Genomic DNA, 19,558 nt, shown 5'->3' with positions numbered 1-19,558 from the left:
GGCTGGAGACACGATGAGCAAGGCCCCGAGGGCGGACGAGCAGGCGGACGCACCGCACGCCGCCGACCGGCACGACCTGATCCGCGTGCACGGCGCGCGCGAGAACAACCTCAAGGACGTGAGCATCGAGATCCCGAAGCGCCGCCTCACGGTCTTCACCGGGGTCTCCGGCTCGGGCAAGAGCTCCCTCGTGTTCGACACGATCGCCGCCGAGTCCCAGCGGCTGATCAACGAGACGTACAGCTCCTTCGTGCAGGGTTTCATGCCGACGCTCGCCCGCCCCGAGGTCGACGTCCTCGAAGGCCTGACGACCGCGATCATCGTCGACCAGCAGCGCCTCGGCGCCGACCCCCGCTCCACCGTCGGCACCGCCACCGACGCCAACGCGATGCTGCGGATCCTCTTCAGCCGCCTCGGCAAGCCGCACATCGGCCCGCCCAGCGCCTACGCCTTCAACGTCCCCTCGGTCCGGGCCAGCGGCGCGATCACCGTCGAGCGCGGCAACAAGAAGACCGAGAAGGCGACGTTCCAGCGCACCGGCGGCATGTGCCCGGGCTGCGAAGGCCGGGGCACGGTCTCCGACATCGACCTCACCCAGCTCTACGACGACACCAAGTCGCTCGCCGAAGGCGCGCTCACCATCCCCGGCTACACCGCCGGCGGCTGGAACTACCGGCTCTACAGCGAGTCCGGCTTCGTCGACCAGGACAAGCCGATCCGCACGTACACCAAGAAGGAACTCGCGGACTTCCTCCACCACGAGCCGGTCCGGATGAAGATCGCCGGCATCAACATGACCTACGAAGGCCTGGTCCCGCGCATCCAGAAGTCCTTCCTGGCCAAGGACAAGGAGGGCATGCAGCCCCACATCCGGGCCTTCGTCGAGCGGGCCGTCACCTTCACCACCTGCCCCGAGTGCGACGGCACCCGGCTCAGCGAAGGCGCCAGGGCCTCGAAGATCAAGCGGATCAGCATCGCCGACGCCTGCGCCATGCAGATCAGCGACCTCGCCGCCTGGGTCCGCGGACTCGACGAGCCGTCGGTGGCGCCGCTGCTCACCGCGCTCCAGCTGACCCTCGACTCCTTCGTCGAGATCGGCCTCGGCTACCTCTCCCTGGACCGGCCGTCCGGCACGCTCTCGGGCGGCGAGGCACAGCGCGTCAAGATGATCCGCCACCTCGGCTCCTCGCTCACCGACGTCACGTACGTCTTCGACGAGCCCACCATCGGCCTGCACCCGCACGACATCCAGCGGATGAACGACCTGCTGCTCCAGCTCCGCGACAAGGGCAACACGGTCCTCGTCGTCGAGCACAAGCCGGAGGCCATCGCGATCGCCGACCACGTCGTCGACCTCGGCCCCGGCGCGGGCACCGCCGGCGGCACCGTCTGCTTCGAGGGCACCGTGGACGGGCTGCGCGCCGCCGACACCGTCACCGGCCGCCACCTCGACGACCGGGCCGCCGTCAAGGAGTCCGTGCGCAAGCCCACCGGGGCCCTGAAGATCCGCGGCGCGTCCACGCACAACCTCCGCGACGTCGACGTCGACATCCCGCTCGGGGTCCTCACCGTCATCACCGGTGTCGCCGGCTCCGGCAAGAGCTCCCTCGTGCACGGCTCGATCCCCGCCGGAGAAGAAGTGATCTCCGTCGACCAGGGCGCGATCCGCGGCTCCCGGCGCAGCAACCCCGCCACGTACACCGGACTGCTCGACCCGATCCGCAAGGCCTTCGCCAAGGCCAACGGGGTGAAGCCCGCGCTGTTCAGCGCCAACTCCGAGGGCGCCTGCCCCACCTGCAACGGCGCGGGCGTCATCTACACCGACCTCGGGATGATGGCCGGCGTCTCCTCCACCTGCGAGGACTGCGAGGGCAAGCGGTTCCAGCCCTCGGTGCTCGAATACCTCCTCGGCGGCCGGGACATCAGCGAGGTGCTCGCCATGCCCGTGACCGAGGCCGCGGAGTTCTTCGCCTCCGGCGAGGCGCACACCCCGGCCGCGCAGCGCATCCTCGCCCGGCTCGCCGACGTCGGCCTCGGCTACCTGAGCCTCGGCCAGCCCCTCACCACGCTCTCCGGCGGCGAGCGGCAGCGGCTCAAGCTGGCCACGCACATGGCCGACAAGGGCGGCGTCTACGTCCTCGACGAGCCCACCACCGGCCTCCACCTCGCCGACGTCGAACAGCTCCTCGGCCTCCTCGACCGCCTCGTGGACTCCGGCAAGTCCGTCATCGTCGTCGAACACCACCAGGCGGTCATGGCGCACGCCGACTGGATCATCGACCTGGGCCCCGGCGCGGGCCACGACGGCGGACAGATCGTCTTCGAGGGCACCCCGTCCGACCTGATCGCGACGCGCGAGACGCTGACGGGGGAGCACTTGGCGGAGTACGTGGGGGCTTGAGGCGCGGGGCGGGGCGGACGGCGCGGGTCCTTCGGATGCCGGGCGGGGCGGACGGCACGGGGCTGAGGCTGCGGGGCGGGGGCTTGGGCCGCGGGGCCGTTGTCCGGCGGGGCGCGTGAGGCTTCGGCTGTCAGGGCGCCGCTCACCGGTCCGGACGGGCTTCCCGCAGGCCGGGAGCCGGATCGTGCGGCGCCCACCGAACCGTCGCCGGCACCACCGGGTCCGGTGTCTCCAGTGGCGCCGCACGAGCGGCGGTCCATGACACGGGTCTCAGGCCCGCTCGGCCGGCTTCCTGCGCCGCCACGCCCACAGGCCGAGCGCGGCCGCGCAGGCCGAGCCCACCAGGGTCAGCGGAAGGCCGGCCGACGGGCCGGAAGCCTCCTCCGCGGCGTTCTCCGTGGCCTGCTTCGGGGGCACGGGTGCAGCCCGTGGCGGCTCCGCCTCCGCGCCACGTCCCTGGCGGGTCACCGACACGTTCCGCGTGCCCGAGCCGGCCGCCGCCTTCGCCCGTACCGGCGCGAGCGAGCCCACCGGCTGCACCCGGCCCGCGGCCTCGAAGCCCCAGTCGAGCAGCTCCCGCGCCTCCTCGTACACGGCGAAACCGCCGCCCTCCTGAGGGTTCATCACCGAGACGACGAGCGTACGGTCGCCGCGACGGGCGGCCGAGACGAGGGTGTTGCCCGCGTTGCTCGTGTAGCCGTTCTTGATCCCGAGGAGCCCCGGGTAGCGCTCCACCCCGTTCTCGCCGGTCAGGAGCCGGTTGGTGTTGGCGATGCCGTACGACCAGGAGCCGGCCGGGAACTCCGCGTACGCCGTCGAGCAGTACCGGGCGAAGTCCGGGTCCTGGAGCCCGGCCCGGCCGAAGACCGCCAGGTCGTACGCGGAGGACACCTGACCGGGGGCGTCGTACCCGTCGGGGGAGACCACGTGGGTGTCCTCGGCGCCCAGGGAGCGGGCCTTCTCCTGCATCTGCCGGGTCATCGACTCCCAGCCGCCGTTCATCGACGCCAGGACGTGCACGGCGTCGTTGCCGGAGCTGAGGAAGACGCCGTTCCACAGGTCGGAGACCTTGTACGTGTACCCCTCCTTCACCCCCACCATGCTGCTGCCCTCCCCGATCCCGGTCAGCTCGGAATCGGCCACGGTGTGCCGCTCGGACGGCGCGTGGTGGGGGAGGGCGGTCAGCGCGAACAGGGTCTTCAGGGTGCTGGCGGGCGGCAGCTTCCGGTGCGCGTTGCGGGCGGCGAGCACCTGGCCCGAGGAGGCGTCCGCCACCACCCACGACAGCGCGGACACCGAGGGCACGGCGGGCGCACCGGGGAGTCGCTGCACCTGGGTTCCCCGCCGGTCGAGCCGTGCCGGGTCGACGTACTGGCGCGCGGGCGGGGTGGGCTCTCCCACGACGTGCGCGGGGGCCGGGGGAGAGGCGAAGGCCGCCGGAACGGGCAGCACGAGCAGCAGCGCCGCGGAACCGGCGGCGGCGTGACGGACAGCTGACGTGACGATCATTCAGCCACCGTAGGAAGGGGGTGGGGAGCGCGCAGATCGGAGTGCGCCGACCGGGGGAGCGGGTGCGGCGTACGGCGGCGAGTCGTGCGGCCACGCGGGTGGCGCCCGCTCCTGCCCGGGGCCCGAGCCGACGCGGGCCGGCGCTCCGCCCGTGTGGGCCCGCGCCCCGGGTGGGCGGTTCCCCGGCCCACAACGGCGAGGCTCAGGCCCACAACGGCGGGGAGCAGGCCGCAACGAGGGGGAGCAGGCCCACAACGGCGGGGAGCAGGCCGCAACGAGGGGGAGCAGGCCCGCAACGAGGGGGCGCGGAAGCGCGGACCGCGGCAGGGGGCGCCCCGCAACTCCGTACGGGACCCGTCCCGTTGACCGTAGGATCTGACCACTCACGCGCCGAGACGCCAGTCAGGAGTCCCTCCCTTGAACCCACACCGCATGGACCCCGCCGGCGGCTGCCCGCACGCGGTGAACGCCCGGCTGCTCGCCCAGGGCGCCGTCGCCCCCGTGGTGCTGCCCGGCGAGATCGAGGGCATGGCGGTGCTCGGCCACGACGCGCTGCGCGACTTCCTCACCCACCCCGACGTCGCCAAGGGCCCCCGGCACTTCACCGCCCTCGCCGAAGGCCGCATACCCGAGGGCTGGCCGCTGAGAACCTTCGCCACCGTCCCCGGCATGATCACCGCCGACGGGGCCGACCACCGCCGGCTGCGCACCCTCGTGAGCGGCGCCTTCACCGCCCGCCGCGTCGAGGAGCTGCGCCCGCGCGTCGAGACCGTCACCGCCGGCCTGCTCGACGGACTCGCGGAGGCCGCCCGAGCCGGCGACGGCGTCGCCGATCTGCGCCGCCACTACGCGCTGCCCCTGCCGCTCGGCGTCATCTGCGAACTCCTCGGCGTCGACCCGGCCCACCAGAACCGGCTGCACCACCTCTCCAGCCTGATCGTCGCCACCGACACCGAGCCCGCGCAGGCCGTCGCGGCCAACCGTGAACTCGTCGCACTCCTGGGCTCCATCGCCGCCGACAAGGCCGCCGCGCCCGGCGACGACCTCACCAGCGCGCTCATCGCCGCCCGCGACGAGGGCGGCGACCGGCTCAGCCAGCCCGAGCTCATCGGCACCCTGCTCCTGATGATCGTCGCGGGCCACGAGACCACCCTGAACCTCGTCACGAACGCGGTCCGCGCGCTCTGCGCCCACCGCGACCAGCTCGCCCTCGTCGCCGAGGGCCGCGCCGACTGGGCCGACGTGGTCGAGGAGACCCTCCGCTGGGACAGTCCCGTCAGCTACTTCCCCTTCCGCTACCCCACCCGCGACCTCACCGTCGACGGCACCCTCATCCCCCGTGGCACCCCCGTCCTCGCCGGATACTCGGCGGCGGGCCGCGACACGAAGGCGCACGGCCCGGACGCCGACCGCTTCGACATCACCCGCGCCACGACGGTGAAGCACCTCTCGCTCGGCCACGGCCCGCACTACTGCCTGGGCGCCCCGCTCGCCCGCATGGAGGCCGCGATCGCCCTGGAGGCGCTCTTCACCCGCTTCCCGGACCTTGACCTGGCGGTCCCGGAGGCCGAGCTGACCCGCCACTCAGGCTTCGTCGGCAACAGCGTCCGCGCCCTCCCCGTCCGCCTGGGCGGCTGAGTCCAAGGACGTGGCGCGACCGGCGGCGCGCCGCCTCAACCGGCGCGCCCCCTGGCCGTCGCGGGCGAGGCCCGCAGCGCGGAGACGAGGCGCAGCAGCCGGTCCTCGTTCCCGGCGAGGCCCGCCGCGCGCAGCGCGTCGTCCGCCTCCGCCATCGGGTGGGTCAGCATCACCCCCGCGTACGGGGCGAGCTGCGGGTCGGTCAGCACGGCCTGGGTGGACTCGAGCAGCCGCAGGTACGCCTGGGCGGCCGCGCGCTCGCTGGCGGTGATCGTGGTCATGTCGGGCTCCCTCTCGACAGTTCGGCGCTCACCACCCTCTCCTACGGGTCTGACAATCGGGCTCAGGCCCGCCCGTCGAGGTGCGCCGCCAGCCGTTCCAGGAAGACCCGCTGCCCGGACACCAGCAGCGGAGCGGCGGCCTCCGGCGCGAACCAGCCCACCCGGTCGATCTCCGGGAACTCCTGCTGCACGCCCGACCGGGGCGGCCACTCCATGACGAAGGTCCCCGGCACCACCCCGGTCAGGTCGAGATCGCCTTCGAGGGCCCACACGGTGACGAGCTTTCCGCTCCGCTGGCGGGCCTCGCCGAGGCCGACCCACTCCCCGTCCGGGGCCGGGAGCCCCAGCTCCTCCAGGAACTCCCGGCGCGCCGCGGCCTCGGGGGCCTCGTCGGGCTCGTACTCGCCCTTGGGGATCGACCAGGCCGACTCCTCGCGGGACGCCCAGAAGGGCCCGCCCATGTGACCGATGAGGACCTCGACGCCTCCGGCCGTCCGGCGGTAGACCAGGAGACCCGCACTGCGCTTGTCCGGCATGCGCCCAGTCTGGCCGAAGGGCCCGTTCACCGCAGCCCCGCCCGTAGGGATTCCACCCCCTCCTACTCCTCGGCGGAGACCGTCACCGGCCCGCCCGCCAGGTCCACGCCGTTCGTCCACCGCGCCCCGAGCCGCACCGACCGCCAGGGGACGAGCGTCCCGCTCAGCCGCTCCCGCCGCAGAGGGACGCCGTCCTGGGTGACGGTCAGGACCGGCCGTACGAGCCGCCGCTCCGGACGGAGGAGCAGGGGCGTGGAGGCTTCCGGGCCCAGGAGACCGGGCGTCACCCACCTCAGCGGGGCCGTCGCCGCCACCGGGACCCCGACGGTCGGCCACGGGCCGCCGCCGAGCCGTTCGAGCACCGCCCCGGCCACCGCCCGTCCCTCGGCGGCGGCCACGAGCGCCGGCTCCACCCCGCGCAGGAGGTTGCCTACGGCGAAGACCCCGGGCTCGGCGGTACGGAAGCGCTGATCCGTCATGGGCCCCCGGGTGCCGCGGGCGAGGGGCAGTCCGCGGGCGCGGACGAGCTCGTGGTCCGGGATCCAGTCGCCGGTGAAGACCACCGTGTCGCACCGCAGCACGGACGTCCGACCGTCCCCGCTCCGCACCGCGACCCCGGTCAGGCGGCCGCGCCCGAGCAGCTCCGTCACCACCGCGCCGACGAGCACGGGTACTCCCGCGAACGCGACGGCGGGGGAGGGGAGTTCGGTGACGACGGCCGCCACCGCCACGCCGGCCGCGCGCAGCGTGCGCACCGCACCCCGGGCCACCGGGTCGCCGCCGACGACCACCGCCCGGCGTCCGATGTGCTCCGGTCGCCGCCCGAACCGCGCGACCGTTCGCTGGAGTTCGCCCGTGGTCAGCACCCCGGCGGGGCGGGTGCCCGGGACGAGACGGGCGCTGCGGGGCCGTTCGCGGGCGCCGGTTGCGAGGACGACCGCGTCCGCCCGGACGCGTTCGAGTCCGGTCGGTGCGGTGACGTCCAGGGTGAGGGGTCCGGCCCAGCCGGTGGCCGAGACGCCGGTGCGGACGGCAGCGCCCGCCCGCAGCGCCTCCCGCACCGCGCGTCGTGCGTACGCCGGGCCGTCCAGCGCGCGCCCGAGGGCGTCCGCGCCGAACCCCGGCCGGGCGCAGTGGCGCGGCACCCCGCCCGCCGTCGCCTCCCGTTCCAGGACCTCGACACGGTCGGCGCCCGCCGCCGCGAGCCGAGCGGCAGCGGCGAGCCCGGCGGGCCCGGCGCCCACGACGAGGACACCGACCGTACGGCTCACGACGCCGCCACCCCGCACCGCACCCGTCACCGAGCGCCTCCCCGTACCGCCCGGCTCACCACGCCGCCACCCCGCACCGCACCCGCACGCGTCACCGCGCCCCCTCCCCGTGCCCCGCCGCACTCCGCCGTTCCCCCGGCACCCGCTCTTCGAACAGCGCCCGCACCTCCGCGCCGCAGTGGTGGCCCTGGCAGCGGCCGCCCCGGGCGCGGGTCCTGCGCCGCAGACCGTCCAGGCCGCCCGGCGGGATCGTGGACGTGAGCGCGGCCCGGATCTCGCCCCGGGTGACCCGCTCGCAGTGGCAGACGATCGTCCCGAACTCCGGGTCGTGGGCGATGAGTTCGGCATCGCGGTACGGGCGGGGGAAGGCCTCGCCGAGGTTCGGCATGCGGACCGGGGCGAGCGGGCTGGCCGGCCCCGGGTCGAGGCCGCAGTCCGCGAGGAGGCCGAGCACGTGCTCGGCGATGGCGAGGGAGGCGGTGAGCCCGGTGGAGCGGATCCCGCCCACCGTCACGTACCGCAGCGCGGGGTGGGCGGCGATCCGGTAGTCCTCCTGCCCGGTGGCGGCCCGCAGCCCCGCGTACACGGCGGTGACCTCCTCGTCGAGGAGCGCGGGGAGGATCCGGCCGCCCTGCCCGCGCAGTCCGGCGAGGCCCTCGGCCGTCGTGCCCGTGGCGGTCTTGTCGTCGAGGTCCTCGGCGGTGGGCCCGAGCATGACGTTCCCGTACACCGTCGGCGAGATGAGCACGCCCTTGCCGAGCGGCCCGGGTACGGGGAGCAGAATGTGCCGGACCAGGTCGCGGGCGAACTTGTCGAAGACGAGCAGCTGGCCACGGCGCGGGGTGACGGTGAAGTCCTCCCGGCCGACGAGCGCGTCGAACGCGTCGGCGTGAAGACCGCAGGCGTTGACGAGCAGACGCGTCCGCAGAACTCCGCGCCGGGTGACGAGACGGTGGTACGGATCACCCGGACGCACCTTCTCCACCCGGCAGTTCAGATGCAGGTCGACCCCGGAGCGGACGGCCTGCGTGGCGTACGCGAGGGTCGTCGTCCACGGGCAGATCACCGACTCGCCCGGCACTTCCAGGGCGCCCAGCGCGCCGGGACCCAAGTGCGGCTCCCGCGCGGCGAGTTCGGGGGCGGTCAGGAGGCGGGTGGTGCGGTGGCCGTTGCGTTCCGCCTTCTCCGCGAGACGGGGGAGGGTCGCCCGCTGCTGCTCGTCCCAGGCGACGAGCAGCGCCCCCAGCGGCTCGACGGGAATGCCGGCCTCCCGGGCGTACGCGCCGAGGAGCCGGTGTCCCTCGCGCACAAGCCGGGCCTCCAGGGTGCCGGGCGAGGCGTCGAAACCGGTGTGGAGGATGGCGGTGTTGGCCTTCGAGGTGCCGTCCCCGACGTCGTTCGCGGCCTCCACGAGCGCGATCCGCAGCGGGTGCCGGGCCAGGGCGCGGGCGATGGCGGAACCGACGACCCCGGCGCCGACGACCACGACGTCGTACGCCGTCCCCTCACCGCTGGGGAGCGGCCCGCTCCGCGTGACACTCATCGGCCGGCTCCGCGAGAGGCTCGGCGGCCCGCTCCGCGTGACACCCATCGGCCCGCTCCCCGTGACGCTCGGCGAGCCGTTCCGCGCGGAACGCGGCGGGCCCGTCCGCGTGACACTCATGCCGCCCCACTGCCGATCGCGCCGCCCGCCCGCTCCACGAGCGCCGACACCTCCGCACGGAAGCGTCCGAGGCGCGTCGCCGCCTCGTCGGCCGGGATCCGGGGCTCGTACACGGCCGAGGGCTTCCACTCCGGCACGGCCTCGCGGAGCGTGAGCCCCGGCTGGAGTCCGAGCCGGGCGACCGCGCCCACCCCGAGCGCCGTGGCGTCGGGCAACGAGGAGACCTCGACGGGGAGTTGCAGCAGATCGGCCTGGGTCTGCATGAGCAGGGCCGACCGGGTCAGGCCGCCGTCGGCGCGCAGCGAGGTCAGCGGCGCGCCCCGGTCCGAGGCGGCGGCCGAGGCGAGCTCCACCACCTGGGCGGCGATGCCCTCGCACAGCGCGCGCACCAGATGTCCGGGTCCGGTGTCCAGGCCGAGGCCGGTGAGCGAGCCGCGCACGTCCCCCCGCCACCAGGGCGCGGCGAGGCCCGCGAACGCGGGGACGAAGGTGACGCCGCCGGTGTCCGGCACACTGCCGCCGACCGCGTCGAGCTCCCCGGCCCCGCCGATCACGCCCAGGTCGGTGAGCCAGCGCACGGCCGAGGCGACCGTGTACACCTGGCCGTCGAGGCAGTGGGTGACGCGCCCGCCGAGCCGCCAGGCCACGCAGCTCACCAGGCCGGAGGCGGCTCGGCGGGGCTCGGGGCCGGTCTGTGCGAGGAGGAAGGCGCCGGTACCGTAGGTGCACTTGGCGGCGGCCGGGTCGTCGGCGCTCTGCGTGAGCAGCGCCGCCTGCTGGTCCACGAGGAGGCCGGTGAGCGGCAGGGCGGGGCCGAACGCGGTCGTGGTGCCGACCTGCGTGTCGCAGTCGACGACCCGGGGGAGCGCCTCGCCGCCGAGTCCGTACAGATCGAGGGCGGTCTCCGACCAGGCGACCGTGTCGAGGTCGAGGAGTCCGGTGCGTCCCGCGGTCGCCGCGTCCGTGACGAACGCGCCCGTGAGCCGGTGGACGAGCCAGGCGTCGCTGGTGGTCACCACACCGGCGCCGGTGGCGTGGCGGCGGATCCAGGCCATCTTGGGTGCGGCGAAGTAGGGGTCGACCGGAAGGCCGGTGAGGCGGCGCAGCTCCTCGGCGTGGGCGTCGAGACCGGCGCAGACTGCGGCCGCCCTGCGGTCCTGCCAGACGAGGGCGTCGGTGAGGGGTTCCCCGGTGGCCGGGTCCCAGGCGAGCACGGTCTCGCCCTGGTTGGCGAGGCCCACGGCGACGACGGGCACGTCCGCCTCGGCGAGCGCCGCGCGCCCTGCGGCGACCACCGAGTCGTACAGCTCACGCGGGTCGACCTCGACGAGACCGCCGGGGAGGTAGCGGGGCCGGACGGGTGCCGTTCCGGTGCCGACGACTCCGCGCTCGGGGCAGAGGACGAGGGCCTTCGTGCCCGACGTGCCCTGGTCGACGGCGAGTACCGCTCCGCCCGACATCCCGCTGCTCCCGTCGCTCGACCGCTCCGTGATCATCCGATCACGGAAAAGGGTCAGGGTGCCGTCGCCGGAGGCCTTCGTCAAGCCTCGGCGGGCGAGCACGTCAGGTCGGCACCCATACCTGACAGTAAGTCAAATTCAGTTGCTGTCTTAATAGTTACTGTCACAAAAGAAAGTGGACCGGTCACGTCCAGAGCCCTCTATAGTGATCGCCGATCAACGGCCGGGACGCCAGCCGGGGGACTGACCACCCCCTCCATCCACCGAGGACCCATGTCATCCACACCACGCCCCACCCCCTGATGGCCGGACACGGATTCCGGCCCGTCTACCACCCCGCCGGCCATGACCACGCCCTGCGCAACGCCGTCCAGGACTTGCGCACCGGCCGCTGGGTGTCCATGGCGCGGCTGCTCGACGAGACCTCCGACTGGGACGCCTGGACCCGGCGCACCCAGGTCCTCGCCGCCGTCGCCGCGGGCACCGACGTCGTCCCCATCTGGCGTGCCGAACAGCCCGAGAGCCTCACCGCCGCAGTGATGCACAGCCGGGTCGCCGTCGAGCGTGCCGTCCGCGCCCACCGGGCGGGCCACGCCCGGACCCGGGAGCTCTGGCAGGAGGCCTGGGCAGCCTGCCGCGAGGCCTCCGAGCGGTCGCCCGCCGACCCCGTGCCCTGGATCGGCCTCATCGCCCTCGCCGCACTCGACAGCGGCCAGCGCATGGCCGAGCACCGGCTCACCCCGCCGGCGCCCATGCTGCCGCCCGGCCCCTGGGGCCTGCTCGCCGAGGTGGAGAAGCGCGACCCGCACAACCGCGAGGCCCACCACCGCATGCTCCAGTTCGTCTACGCCCGGCGGAGCGGACCCCTCTCGGAAGCCGTCAACTACTGCTACTGGGCTGCCAGTTCGGCACCGGTCGGCTCCGCGCTGCACGCCCTCCCGCTGTACGTCCGCGTCGAGCGCTACCGGCGCGAGCGCGGCCACGAGCGCGCCCTCGACCTCCACTGGGTCGCCGAGGACGCCGTACGGGACGCCCAGCGCGCCCTGGACACCTGGTTCCTCTTCTGCGCCACCGACGAGGCCTCGCTGCTCGACCTCAACCACCTGGCGCACGCCCTCTTCGGAGCCCTCCGTTTCGCCGACGCGGCCCGTGTCTTCGAGGCCCTCGGCCCGTACTACACGACCCTCCCGTGGGCCTACCGCACCGATCGACCGGACGACCGCGCCCTCGCCGAGGAGGTCTTCCTGCGCGCCCGCGCGCGCAGTCTCAGCGGCTGACGCGCCCGAGCCCCCCCGGCGCCCCCTGCTCCCCCCACCCCCGCTCCCCACCCCCCGTCCCCCGGAGGTCCCCATGGCCCGCACCGACGCCCCCCTCGACGCGATACGCAAGCCACCGCCGTCCCAGGACGACGAGGCGAGACTCAGAGAGCTCGGCTACCAGCCCGTCCTCGCCCGCCGCATGGACGGCTTCGGCAACTTCGCCATCAGCTTCTCGGTCATCTCCGTCCTCTCCGGCTGCATGACCCTCTACGGCTTCGGCCTCGGCACCGGCGGACCCTCCGTCATGCTGTGGGGCTGGGCCGGCGTCGGCCTCTTCGTGCTGTGCGTGGGCCTCGCGCTCGCCGAGGTCACCAGCGCCTATCCGACCTCCGGCGCCCTCTACTACATGGCCGACCGGCTCGGCGGGCGCCGCTGGGGCTGGTACACCGGCTGGCTGAATCTGCTCGGTCTGCTCGGCGCCATCGCCGGCATCGACTACGGCGCCGCACTCTTCACCGGAGCGTTCCTCAACCTCCAGTGGGGCTTCGTGCCGACCGCGGGCTCCACGTTCCTGATCTTCCTCGCGATCCTGCTGCTCCACGCCGGACTCAACCTCTTCGGCGTCCGCCTGGTCAGCGTCCTCAACTCGGTCAGTGTCTGGTGGCACCTGGGCGGCGTCGCGGTCATCGTCGGCGCGCTCGCGTTCGTCCCCGACCGGCACCAGTCCGTCGACTTCGTCTTCACGACCTTCGTCAACGACACCGGCTGGACCAACCCGTTCTACGTCGCCGCGATCGGGCTGCTCCTCGCGCAGTACACCTTCTCGGGCTACGACGCCTCGGCCCACCTGTCCGAGGAGACGTCCAACGCCTCCGTCACCGCCGCCAAGGGCATCGTCCGCTCCATCTGGGCCTCCTGGCTCGCCGGCTTCGCGCTCCTCGCCGGACTCACCTTCGCGATCCAGGACTACGGGGCCACGCAGAACAGCGCCACCGGCGTCCCGCCCGCCCAGATCTTCCTGGACGCGCTCGGCTCGCGCGGCGCCGCCGTCCTGCTGCTCGTCGTGATCGTCGCCCAGCTCTTCTGCGGCAACGCCGAGGTGGCCGCCGCGAGCCGCATGGTCTTCGCCTTCAGCCGTGACAACGCCCTGCCCGGCTCCGCGCTCTGGCGCAAGGTCAGCGGCAGCACCCAGACCCCGGTCCCGGCCGTCTGGCTCGCGGTCGTCGTGGCCGCCCTGCTCGCCGTCCCCTCGCTGTACTCGGCCACGGCGTACGGCGCGGTCACCGCGATCAACGTCATCGGCATCACCCCCGCGTACGCCATCCCGATCTACCTGCGGCTGCGCGCCGGGAACCGCTTCGTCCCGGGCCCGTGGAGCCTCGGCCGCTGGAGCAGGCCGATCGGCTGGATCGCCGTGGTCTGGGTGGCGTTCGTGACGGTCCTCTTCTGCCTGCCGCAGAAGTCCCCGGTGAACGTCGACACCATGAACTACGCCGTCATCGCGCTCGCCGTCGTGCTCGTCCTCGCCAGCGTCTGGTGGTACGTCGCCCGCCGCTCGTACGGCACGCCGACCGCGTACGGCACCGCACGCGAGGAGGCCGAGATCGCCGAGGGGATCATCTGACCCCCCGCACCGTGAGGGAAGGGCGTGTCCGAACGACCGGACACGCCCTTCCTCTTTGCCTCAGGCGCTGAACTCGTAGGTCCAGGCCGCCGACTGGGCCGAGAAGTCGATGTCCGTGATCTCCAGGGCGTGCCCGTGCTGGTCGCTGACGACCCGGTGGACGACGAGGCGCGCCGCGCCGCCCGCCGTCGTCGCGGCCGGACCGGGCGGGACGCCGACGGACTCGCGGTGGGTGATCCGCAACCCCGCCTGGTGCATCCAGTGGTACAGGAGCCGCAGGTCGGGCTGTTGACGGCAGTCCCTGCCCCGGCGGTAGCGGGAGAGCTGGGGGATCTCGGCGAGGGCCGGCCGGGAGAACCAGGACACCGCCCGCTGGAGCGCCGCCCCCTGCGGTCCGAGGACCGTGTGCCGGTGGACGAGCGTGGGTTCTCCGGGGGTGAGCAGGAGCCGTGGCGCGAGGGGTACGGGCGGCGGTTCCCAGGTGAGGGAGGCCCGGACGAGCGCCTCGGCGGCCTGCGGTCCGCCGGGGAAGGTCGGCCTGCGGGCCGTGAGCGCGGGCGCGGCCGGCTCACGTTCCGCCTCCTCGGCGGCGGCGAAGGTACCGCGCCGGTCGGTGACCACGAGCCGTTCCTCCCTGAGGAGTTGGAGCGCGCTGCGGACGGTCTGCCGGTTGACGTGGCAGCGTTGGGAGAGCGTGCGTTCCGACGGGAGCCGGCTGCCGGGGGAGATGCGCCGCTGGGTGAGGTCCTCGCGCAGGACGGCGGCGACCCGGAGGTAGAGCGGCACGTCCGTCACCGACTCGGATGCGGGCTCAGCCATGATCAACCCTCATTTCGCTCAGCGTGACCGCGTGGGTCGTGTGGGTGATCAATTCCTATCATTGGTCTAAACCATTTAGCCAGACCGGTCCGGCAGAGTGGCCGAAACGAGTGGCGGGCCGTGTAATGAGGTTCCAGGTGACCGGGCCGAGAACGTATCGGCGGGAGAAGGCGGGTGAGGCCGGATGACGACACCGTTGGAGCGCGCCGCACGGGGCAAGGCGGCCCGCAAAAGGGTCCCCCGCGCCAGCCACGGCCGCTGGATACCCAGGTCACAGCGCCCCGACCCGCTCGCGGTCCTGGAACGCGAGTCCCTGGACCGGCTGCCCGACCTGGTACCCCTCCGGTACGCCAGGATGTCCGTCTCTCCCTTCGCCTTCCTGCGCGGCGCCGCCGGCGTCATGGCCGCCGACCTCGGCGCCGAGCGCCACACCGGGCTCACCGTCCAGCTCTGCGGCGACGCCCATCTGCTGAACTTCGGGGTGTACGCCTCACCCGAACGGACGCTCCTCTTCGACGTGAACGACTTCGACGAGACCCTCCCGGGCCCCTTCGAATGGGACGTGAAGAGGCTCGCCGCCAGCGTCATGGTCGCCGCCCTGCAGAACGGCAGCGCCAAGCCCAAGGCCCACCGCGCCGCGCTCGTCGCCGTCGAGTCGTACCGCACGACCATGCACCGCCTCGCCGGCCTGGGCGAGCTCGAGGTCTGGTACGAGCGGATCGCCGCCGAGGACATCGTCCACGTGGTACGCGGCGAGGAGCGCGCCCGCCTGACCAAGCGGCTCGCCGGCGCCCGTCGGCGCACCAGCCTCCAGGCCTTCCACAAGCTCACCGAGAAGGACGCCGACGGCAACCGGCACATCGTCGACGACCCGCCGCTCCTCGAACGGGTCACGGACGTCGACCGGATCACCCTCGGCAAGATCTTCAGCGACTACCGCAGCTCCCTCGCCGAGGAGCGCCGCGTCCTGCTCGACCGCTTCCACTTCATCGACGCGGCCCGGAAGGTCGTCGGAGTCGGCAGCGTCGGCACGCGCTGTTTCATCCTCCTGCTCGAAGGACGGGACGACGGCGACCCGCTGATGCTCCAGATCAAGGAAGCCGGCCGCTCCGCCCTGGAGCCGTACCTGCCGCCGACCGCCTACCCCCACCAGGGCCGCCGCGTCGTCTCCGGGCAACGGCTCACCCAGGCCGCCAGCGACATCTTCCTCGGCTGGATGACCGGACCCGAGCAGCGCCACTTCTACTGGCGGCAGTTGCGCGACATGAAGGGGTCCGCCGAGGTGGAGAGCATGTCCCCGGCCACCCTGCGGGACTACGCGCGGCTCTGCGGCCGGGCCCTGGCCCGCGCCCACGCCCGCTCCGGCGACCGCATCGCCATCGCCGCCTACCTCGGATCCTCGGACGTCTTCGACCGGGCCGTCGCCGACTTCGCCCTCGTCTACGCCGGGCAGAACGCCGACGACTACGCGGCCCTCGGCGCGGCCATCGCCTCGGGCATGGTGACCGCGGCCCCGGGCGTCTGAACTGCTCCGACTGGAGCTCATGAGTGGTGGGTGTGCCTGCCCGACCGCAGGCTGAGGGGCACAGCGCCCGCACGGAACACGCCGTGGCGGGCCGAGCCGCGCGGTGCCGCCCCGGCCGGGGCGGCCGTGGTCCCACAGAGAGACCCACCACATGACGCAACAAGGCACCGTACGAGCGCGCGCCCGGCGCCCGTACGGTCGACGACGCTCCCGAGGCGCGCGCACCGGTCTCGCGCTCCTCACCGCCGGACTCACCCTGCTGGGTGCCGCCGGCACCGGCGCGGCGAGTGCCGTACCCGAGGGACGCCCCTCGACACCGGGCAACACGGTGTCACCCCCCTCGCGCGGGCCCCACCCTGGCGGCCCGGCGCGGTTCGTGCCCGCTCCCTGCCCGCAGACGCCCGATCCCGTCCCCGGACGGTGCGGTTTCCTCGAGGTGCCCGAGAACCGCTCCCACCACGGCCGCGGCCGGACCATCCGGCTGGCCGTCGCGATCATCCCGGCCACCTCGCCCAGGCCGGCCGCCGAGCCGGTGGTGTTCATGGAAGGGGGGCCCGGCGGCGACGCCTTCGACAACATCCCCTTCCTCATCGGCTCCGGGGTGAACCGGAACAACGACCTGATCGTCGTCGCCCAGCGCGGCGCGCTCCACTCGCAGCCGAACCTCGCCTGCCCGGAGATCGACCGCTTCAGCGTGAGGGCCGTCGGGCTGCGCTACGACGCCCCCTCGACCGGCCGGGAACTGGTGCGCGCCGCGAAGGAGTGCCGACAGCGCCTGACGGCCGCCGGAATCGACCTGAGCGCCTACAACACCACCGAGAACGCCGCGGACTTCGCCGACCTGCGCCGAGCGCTCGGCATCGACCGGTGGAACGTCTACGGGTACTCGTACGGCACCAACCTCGCCCTGACCTACCTGCGTCTGCACCCCCAGGGGATCCGCTCGGTGGCGATCGACTCGATCGCACCCCCCAAGGTGGTGAACCTGCCATGGACCTGGGACAGCGCCGCCGAGGGGATCGGTGAGATCTTCGCGGCGTGCGAGGCGCAGCCCCGGTGCAAGAGCCGCTACCCGCACCTCCGGCGCACGCTGGACGAGCAGGTCCGCCGCCTAGAGGCCCACCCCCTCACGCTCATGGCCCAGCCGCCGGCGGGCGGGAACCCGGTCAAGGTCGACCTCGACGGGGGCGCGCTGATCAACATCCTGGTCGCCAACACCGTCAAGGCCGTCGACGTCCCCGCCGCGCTCGACGAACTCGCCCACGGAAACCCGGAGCGCTTCGCGCGGGCCCGAGCCATCGACGTGGCGACGCCCATCGGCGCGTTCGCCCACGGCCTGACGCAGTCGGTGGCCTGCGCCGAATGGGTGCCCGGCTATTCCGAGCGCGACCTGCTGGAGTCAGGGCGCCGCAACTTCCCCGGCTGGCCCGACACGGTCCTCGCCCAGGCCCCGCAGCTGCCCTTCGAGTACGACGTGTGCCGGGCGTGGAACGTCCCGGACCGTACCGCGGTCCAGCGGGTGGCCACCTTCAGCAGGGTTCCGGCGCTCCTCCTCTCCGGAACCTTCGACGCGAAGACCGGCGCGAGCTGGGCCCACGTCGCGGCCGCCACGCTGCCGAACTCGACCTCCGTACGGATCCCGGGCATCGGCCACTGGGTGGTACCCCAGTCGCCCTGCGCGGCGGGCGTCCTCTCCTCCTTCCTGGCCCGTCCGACCGCGCCCGACACGGGCTGCGTGACAGGACTCCGGCCCCCACCGTTCACCATCACCCCCTGACACGGAGACCACCTGATGTCCCTTCGACCACCCCACCACCGGAGCACCGCACGACGCCTTCCCGCCGCACTGGCCGGGGCGACCGCCGGTGTCCTCGCCGCCGGTCTCGTCGCGGCACCCGCCCACGCCGAGTCCGGCCCCGCGTCCCCGCTCGGCACGGTGGCACGGACGGCGGGCCACGCCCGCTTCGTGCCGGGACCCTGCCCGAGGACGGCGGACCCGATCCCCGCCCTGAAGGACGCCCACTGCGGAACGCTCACCGTCCCCGAGAAGCGCGAAGGCCACAAGGGCCACGGGCGCAGGATCACCCTCGCCGTGGCGATCATCCCGGCGGCCACGAAGAGGCACCCCGGCGACCCGATCGTGTGGCTCGCCGGCGGACCCGGCGACGACGCGGTGTCGGAGATCCCGATGGCGCTGGCCGGCGGCCTGAACCGCGACCGGGACCTGATCTTCATGTCCCAGCGGGGCACCTACTCGGCCGACCCGGAGCTCACCTGCGTCAACATCGACCAGTTCAACGCCCGCGCCCTCGGCCTCGTCTCCAACGCCCCGTCCACCGGCCGCCTCCACGTCCAGGCGACGCGGGAGTGCCGCGACCGGGTCGTGGCGCGCGGGGCCGACCCCAGCGCCTACGACGACACGGAGAGCTCCGCCGACCTCGCGGACCTGCGCAAGGCGCTCGGCATCCGGCAGTGGAACGTGTTCGGCATCTCCTACGGCACCGATCTGGCGCTCCAGTACATGCGCTTGCACCCGGAGGGCATCCGGTCCGTCGGCATCGACGGCATCCTGCCGCCTTCCCTGGCCGGCGGGGCCGTGACCTGGAAGGCCGCGCGAGAAGGCTTCGACGGCATGTTCAAGGCGTGCGCGGACCAGCCCGCCTGCAACACCCGCTATCCGCACCTGAAGGCCACCTTCGAGCGGCTCGTCGTCGACCTCGAAGCCCGGCCGCTCTCCACCACCGTCTCGGTGCCCGGTCAGCCGGCGCCGGTGAAGGTCGTGATCGACGGCGGAAACCTCGTCAACTGGCTGACCTCCGCCTCCCACGTGGCGGAGGGCGTGCCCCGCTCCATCGACGAACTGGCCCACGGCAACCCGCAGCGGATCGCCGAGCAGCTCGCGGGCGGCAAGTACAGCCCGGCGGCCATGGGGCGGACCTCCCACGGTCTCGTCTACGGCGTCTTCTGCCGGGAGTGGACCCCGTACGAGAGCCAGGAGGACATCATCCGGGGAGGGCGGCGCGCGTTCCCGTCCTTCCCCCGCTCGCTCCTCGCCAACGCCCCGCAGCTCGCCTGGCTCCACGACGACTGCCGCGCCTGGGACGTCCCCCCGGCGGACCCCTCGGTCCGGGACAGGACGGTCAGCGACATCCCGACGCTCGTCCTGTCCGGCGGCTTCGACTCCCAGACCGCGCCGAGCAACGGGGCGTACGTCGGCCGCACGCTGAGCCGGTCCACCGTCGTCACCGTGCCGTACGTCGCCCACGTGGTGTTCGCCGACTCGACGTGCGCGCAGACGATGACCGTCTCGTTCTTCGACCGGCCGACCGCACCGGACACCAGCTGTCTCGCGGGCCTCAGGCCGCCCACGTTCGAGATCGGCACGTGAGCTGAGGCGAGGGGTGGCGGTGGCAGGTCCACGGCCGAAGGCGTGGCGGTGGCAGGTCCACCGCCACCCCTCGCACCGCTAGGGCGTGCCCTAGTGTCCTGAGTCGGAGATTCGTCGGCAGTAGGCGGCGACCTTGTCGAGGATGTCGTCGGCGGTCTTCGTCCAGACGAAGGGCCGAGGGTGT

14 protein-coding genes are annotated in these 19,558 nt (G+C 73.6%); 7 read left to right on the top strand and 7 right to left on the bottom strand.

The window, feature by feature from the left end; genetic code table 11:
- The first annotated feature begins 13 nt into the window (after positions 1–13).
- On the top strand, positions 14–2,401 hold the full coding sequence (locus ACZ7HT_RS09710; RefSeq protein WP_471163081.1) for an ATP-binding cassette domain-containing protein: 2,388 nt from the start codon (positions 14–16) through the stop codon (positions 2,399–2,401).
- A gap of 270 nt (positions 2,402–2,671) precedes the next feature.
- On the opposite strand, the gene ACZ7HT_RS09705 is transcribed toward ACZ7HT_RS09710, so the two are convergent.
- Positions 2,672–3,910: a D-alanyl-D-alanine carboxypeptidase family protein gene (locus ACZ7HT_RS09705; protein WP_471162228.1), complete on the bottom strand. Its 1,239-nt coding sequence runs from the start codon at positions 3,908–3,910 to the stop codon at positions 2,672–2,674.
- Between the two features lie 432 nt (positions 3,911–4,342).
- Between ACZ7HT_RS09705 and ACZ7HT_RS09700 the strand changes: the two genes are divergently transcribed.
- Positions 4,343–5,548: a cytochrome P450 family protein gene (locus tag ACZ7HT_RS09700; protein ID WP_471163078.1), complete on the top strand. Its 1,206-nt coding sequence runs from the start codon at positions 4,343–4,345 to the stop codon at positions 5,546–5,548.
- A gap of 35 nt (positions 5,549–5,583) precedes the next feature.
- Here the strand turns inward: ACZ7HT_RS09700 and ACZ7HT_RS09695 are convergent, their stop codons facing one another.
- The 5 genes from ACZ7HT_RS09695 to ACZ7HT_RS09675 form a co-directional block, all read right to left on the bottom strand.
- Positions 5,584–5,829 (bottom strand): hypothetical protein, encoded by a 246-nt coding sequence (locus ACZ7HT_RS09695; RefSeq protein ID WP_471162226.1) that lies wholly within the window; start codon positions 5,827–5,829, stop codon positions 5,584–5,586.
- Between the two features lie 62 nt (positions 5,830–5,891).
- Positions 5,892–6,365: an NUDIX hydrolase gene (locus ACZ7HT_RS09690; RefSeq protein ID WP_471162223.1), complete on the bottom strand. Its 474-nt coding sequence runs from the start codon at positions 6,363–6,365 to the stop codon at positions 5,892–5,894.
- Between the two features lie 62 nt (positions 6,366–6,427).
- A complete protein-coding gene (locus ACZ7HT_RS09685) occupies positions 6,428–7,636 on the bottom strand; it encodes an NAD(P)/FAD-dependent oxidoreductase (protein ID WP_471162221.1) in 1,209 nt (402 codons plus the stop codon).
- Between the two features lie 91 nt (positions 7,637–7,727).
- Entirely contained in the window at positions 7,728–9,179 is a 1,452-nt protein-coding gene (locus tag ACZ7HT_RS09680) for an FAD-dependent oxidoreductase (RefSeq protein ID WP_471162219.1), read from the bottom strand.
- 116 nt (positions 9,180–9,295) lie between these two features.
- A complete protein-coding gene (locus tag ACZ7HT_RS09675) occupies positions 9,296–10,759 on the bottom strand; it encodes an FGGY family carbohydrate kinase (RefSeq protein WP_471163075.1) in 1,464 nt (487 codons plus the stop codon).
- 302 nt (positions 10,760–11,061) lie between these two features.
- On the opposite strand from ACZ7HT_RS09675, the gene ACZ7HT_RS09670 reads away from it, so the two are divergent.
- Positions 11,062–12,036 carry a hypothetical protein gene (locus ACZ7HT_RS09670; protein WP_471162217.1) on the top strand — a complete coding sequence of 325 codons (975 nt, stop codon included), beginning with the start codon at positions 11,062–11,064 and terminating at the stop codon, positions 12,034–12,036.
- 73 nt (positions 12,037–12,109) lie between these two features.
- Positions 12,110–13,642 carry an amino acid permease gene (locus ACZ7HT_RS09665; protein WP_471162215.1) on the top strand — a complete coding sequence of 511 codons (1,533 nt, stop codon included), beginning with the start codon at positions 12,110–12,112 and terminating at the stop codon, positions 13,640–13,642.
- Positions 13,643–13,702: 60 nt separating this feature from the next.
- On the opposite strand, the gene ACZ7HT_RS09660 is transcribed toward ACZ7HT_RS09665, so the two are convergent.
- Positions 13,703–14,461, bottom strand: a complete 759-nt coding sequence (locus tag ACZ7HT_RS09660) for a GntR family transcriptional regulator (protein ID WP_471162213.1) — start codon at positions 14,459–14,461, stop codon at positions 13,703–13,705.
- 184 nt (positions 14,462–14,645) lie between these two features.
- Between ACZ7HT_RS09660 and ACZ7HT_RS09655 the strand changes: the two genes are divergently transcribed.
- The 3 genes from ACZ7HT_RS09655 to ACZ7HT_RS09645 all read left to right on the top strand — a co-directional run bounded on the left by ACZ7HT_RS09655 (position 14,646) and on the right by ACZ7HT_RS09645 (position 19,374).
- Positions 14,646–15,986, top strand: coding sequence for a DUF2252 domain-containing protein (locus ACZ7HT_RS09655; protein WP_471162211.1), 1,341 nt, complete (start codon positions 14,646–14,648; stop codon positions 15,984–15,986).
- A 436-nt stretch (positions 15,987–16,422) separates the two neighbouring features.
- The gene (locus ACZ7HT_RS09650) at positions 16,423–17,763 is read left to right on the top strand and encodes an alpha/beta fold hydrolase (protein ID WP_471162210.1); all 1,341 of its coding nucleotides are present in this window, start codon (positions 16,423–16,425) and stop codon (positions 17,761–17,763) included.
- Between the two features lie 15 nt (positions 17,764–17,778).
- Entirely contained in the window at positions 17,779–19,374 is a 1,596-nt protein-coding gene (locus ACZ7HT_RS09645) for an alpha/beta fold hydrolase (RefSeq protein ID WP_471162208.1), read from the top strand.
- Positions 19,375–19,558 lie beyond the last annotated feature (184 nt).

The sequence above is a fragment of the Streptomyces sp. NPDC037410 genome, from assembly GCF_055602235.1.
This window is presented reverse-complemented; position numbering and strand designations above follow the sequence as displayed.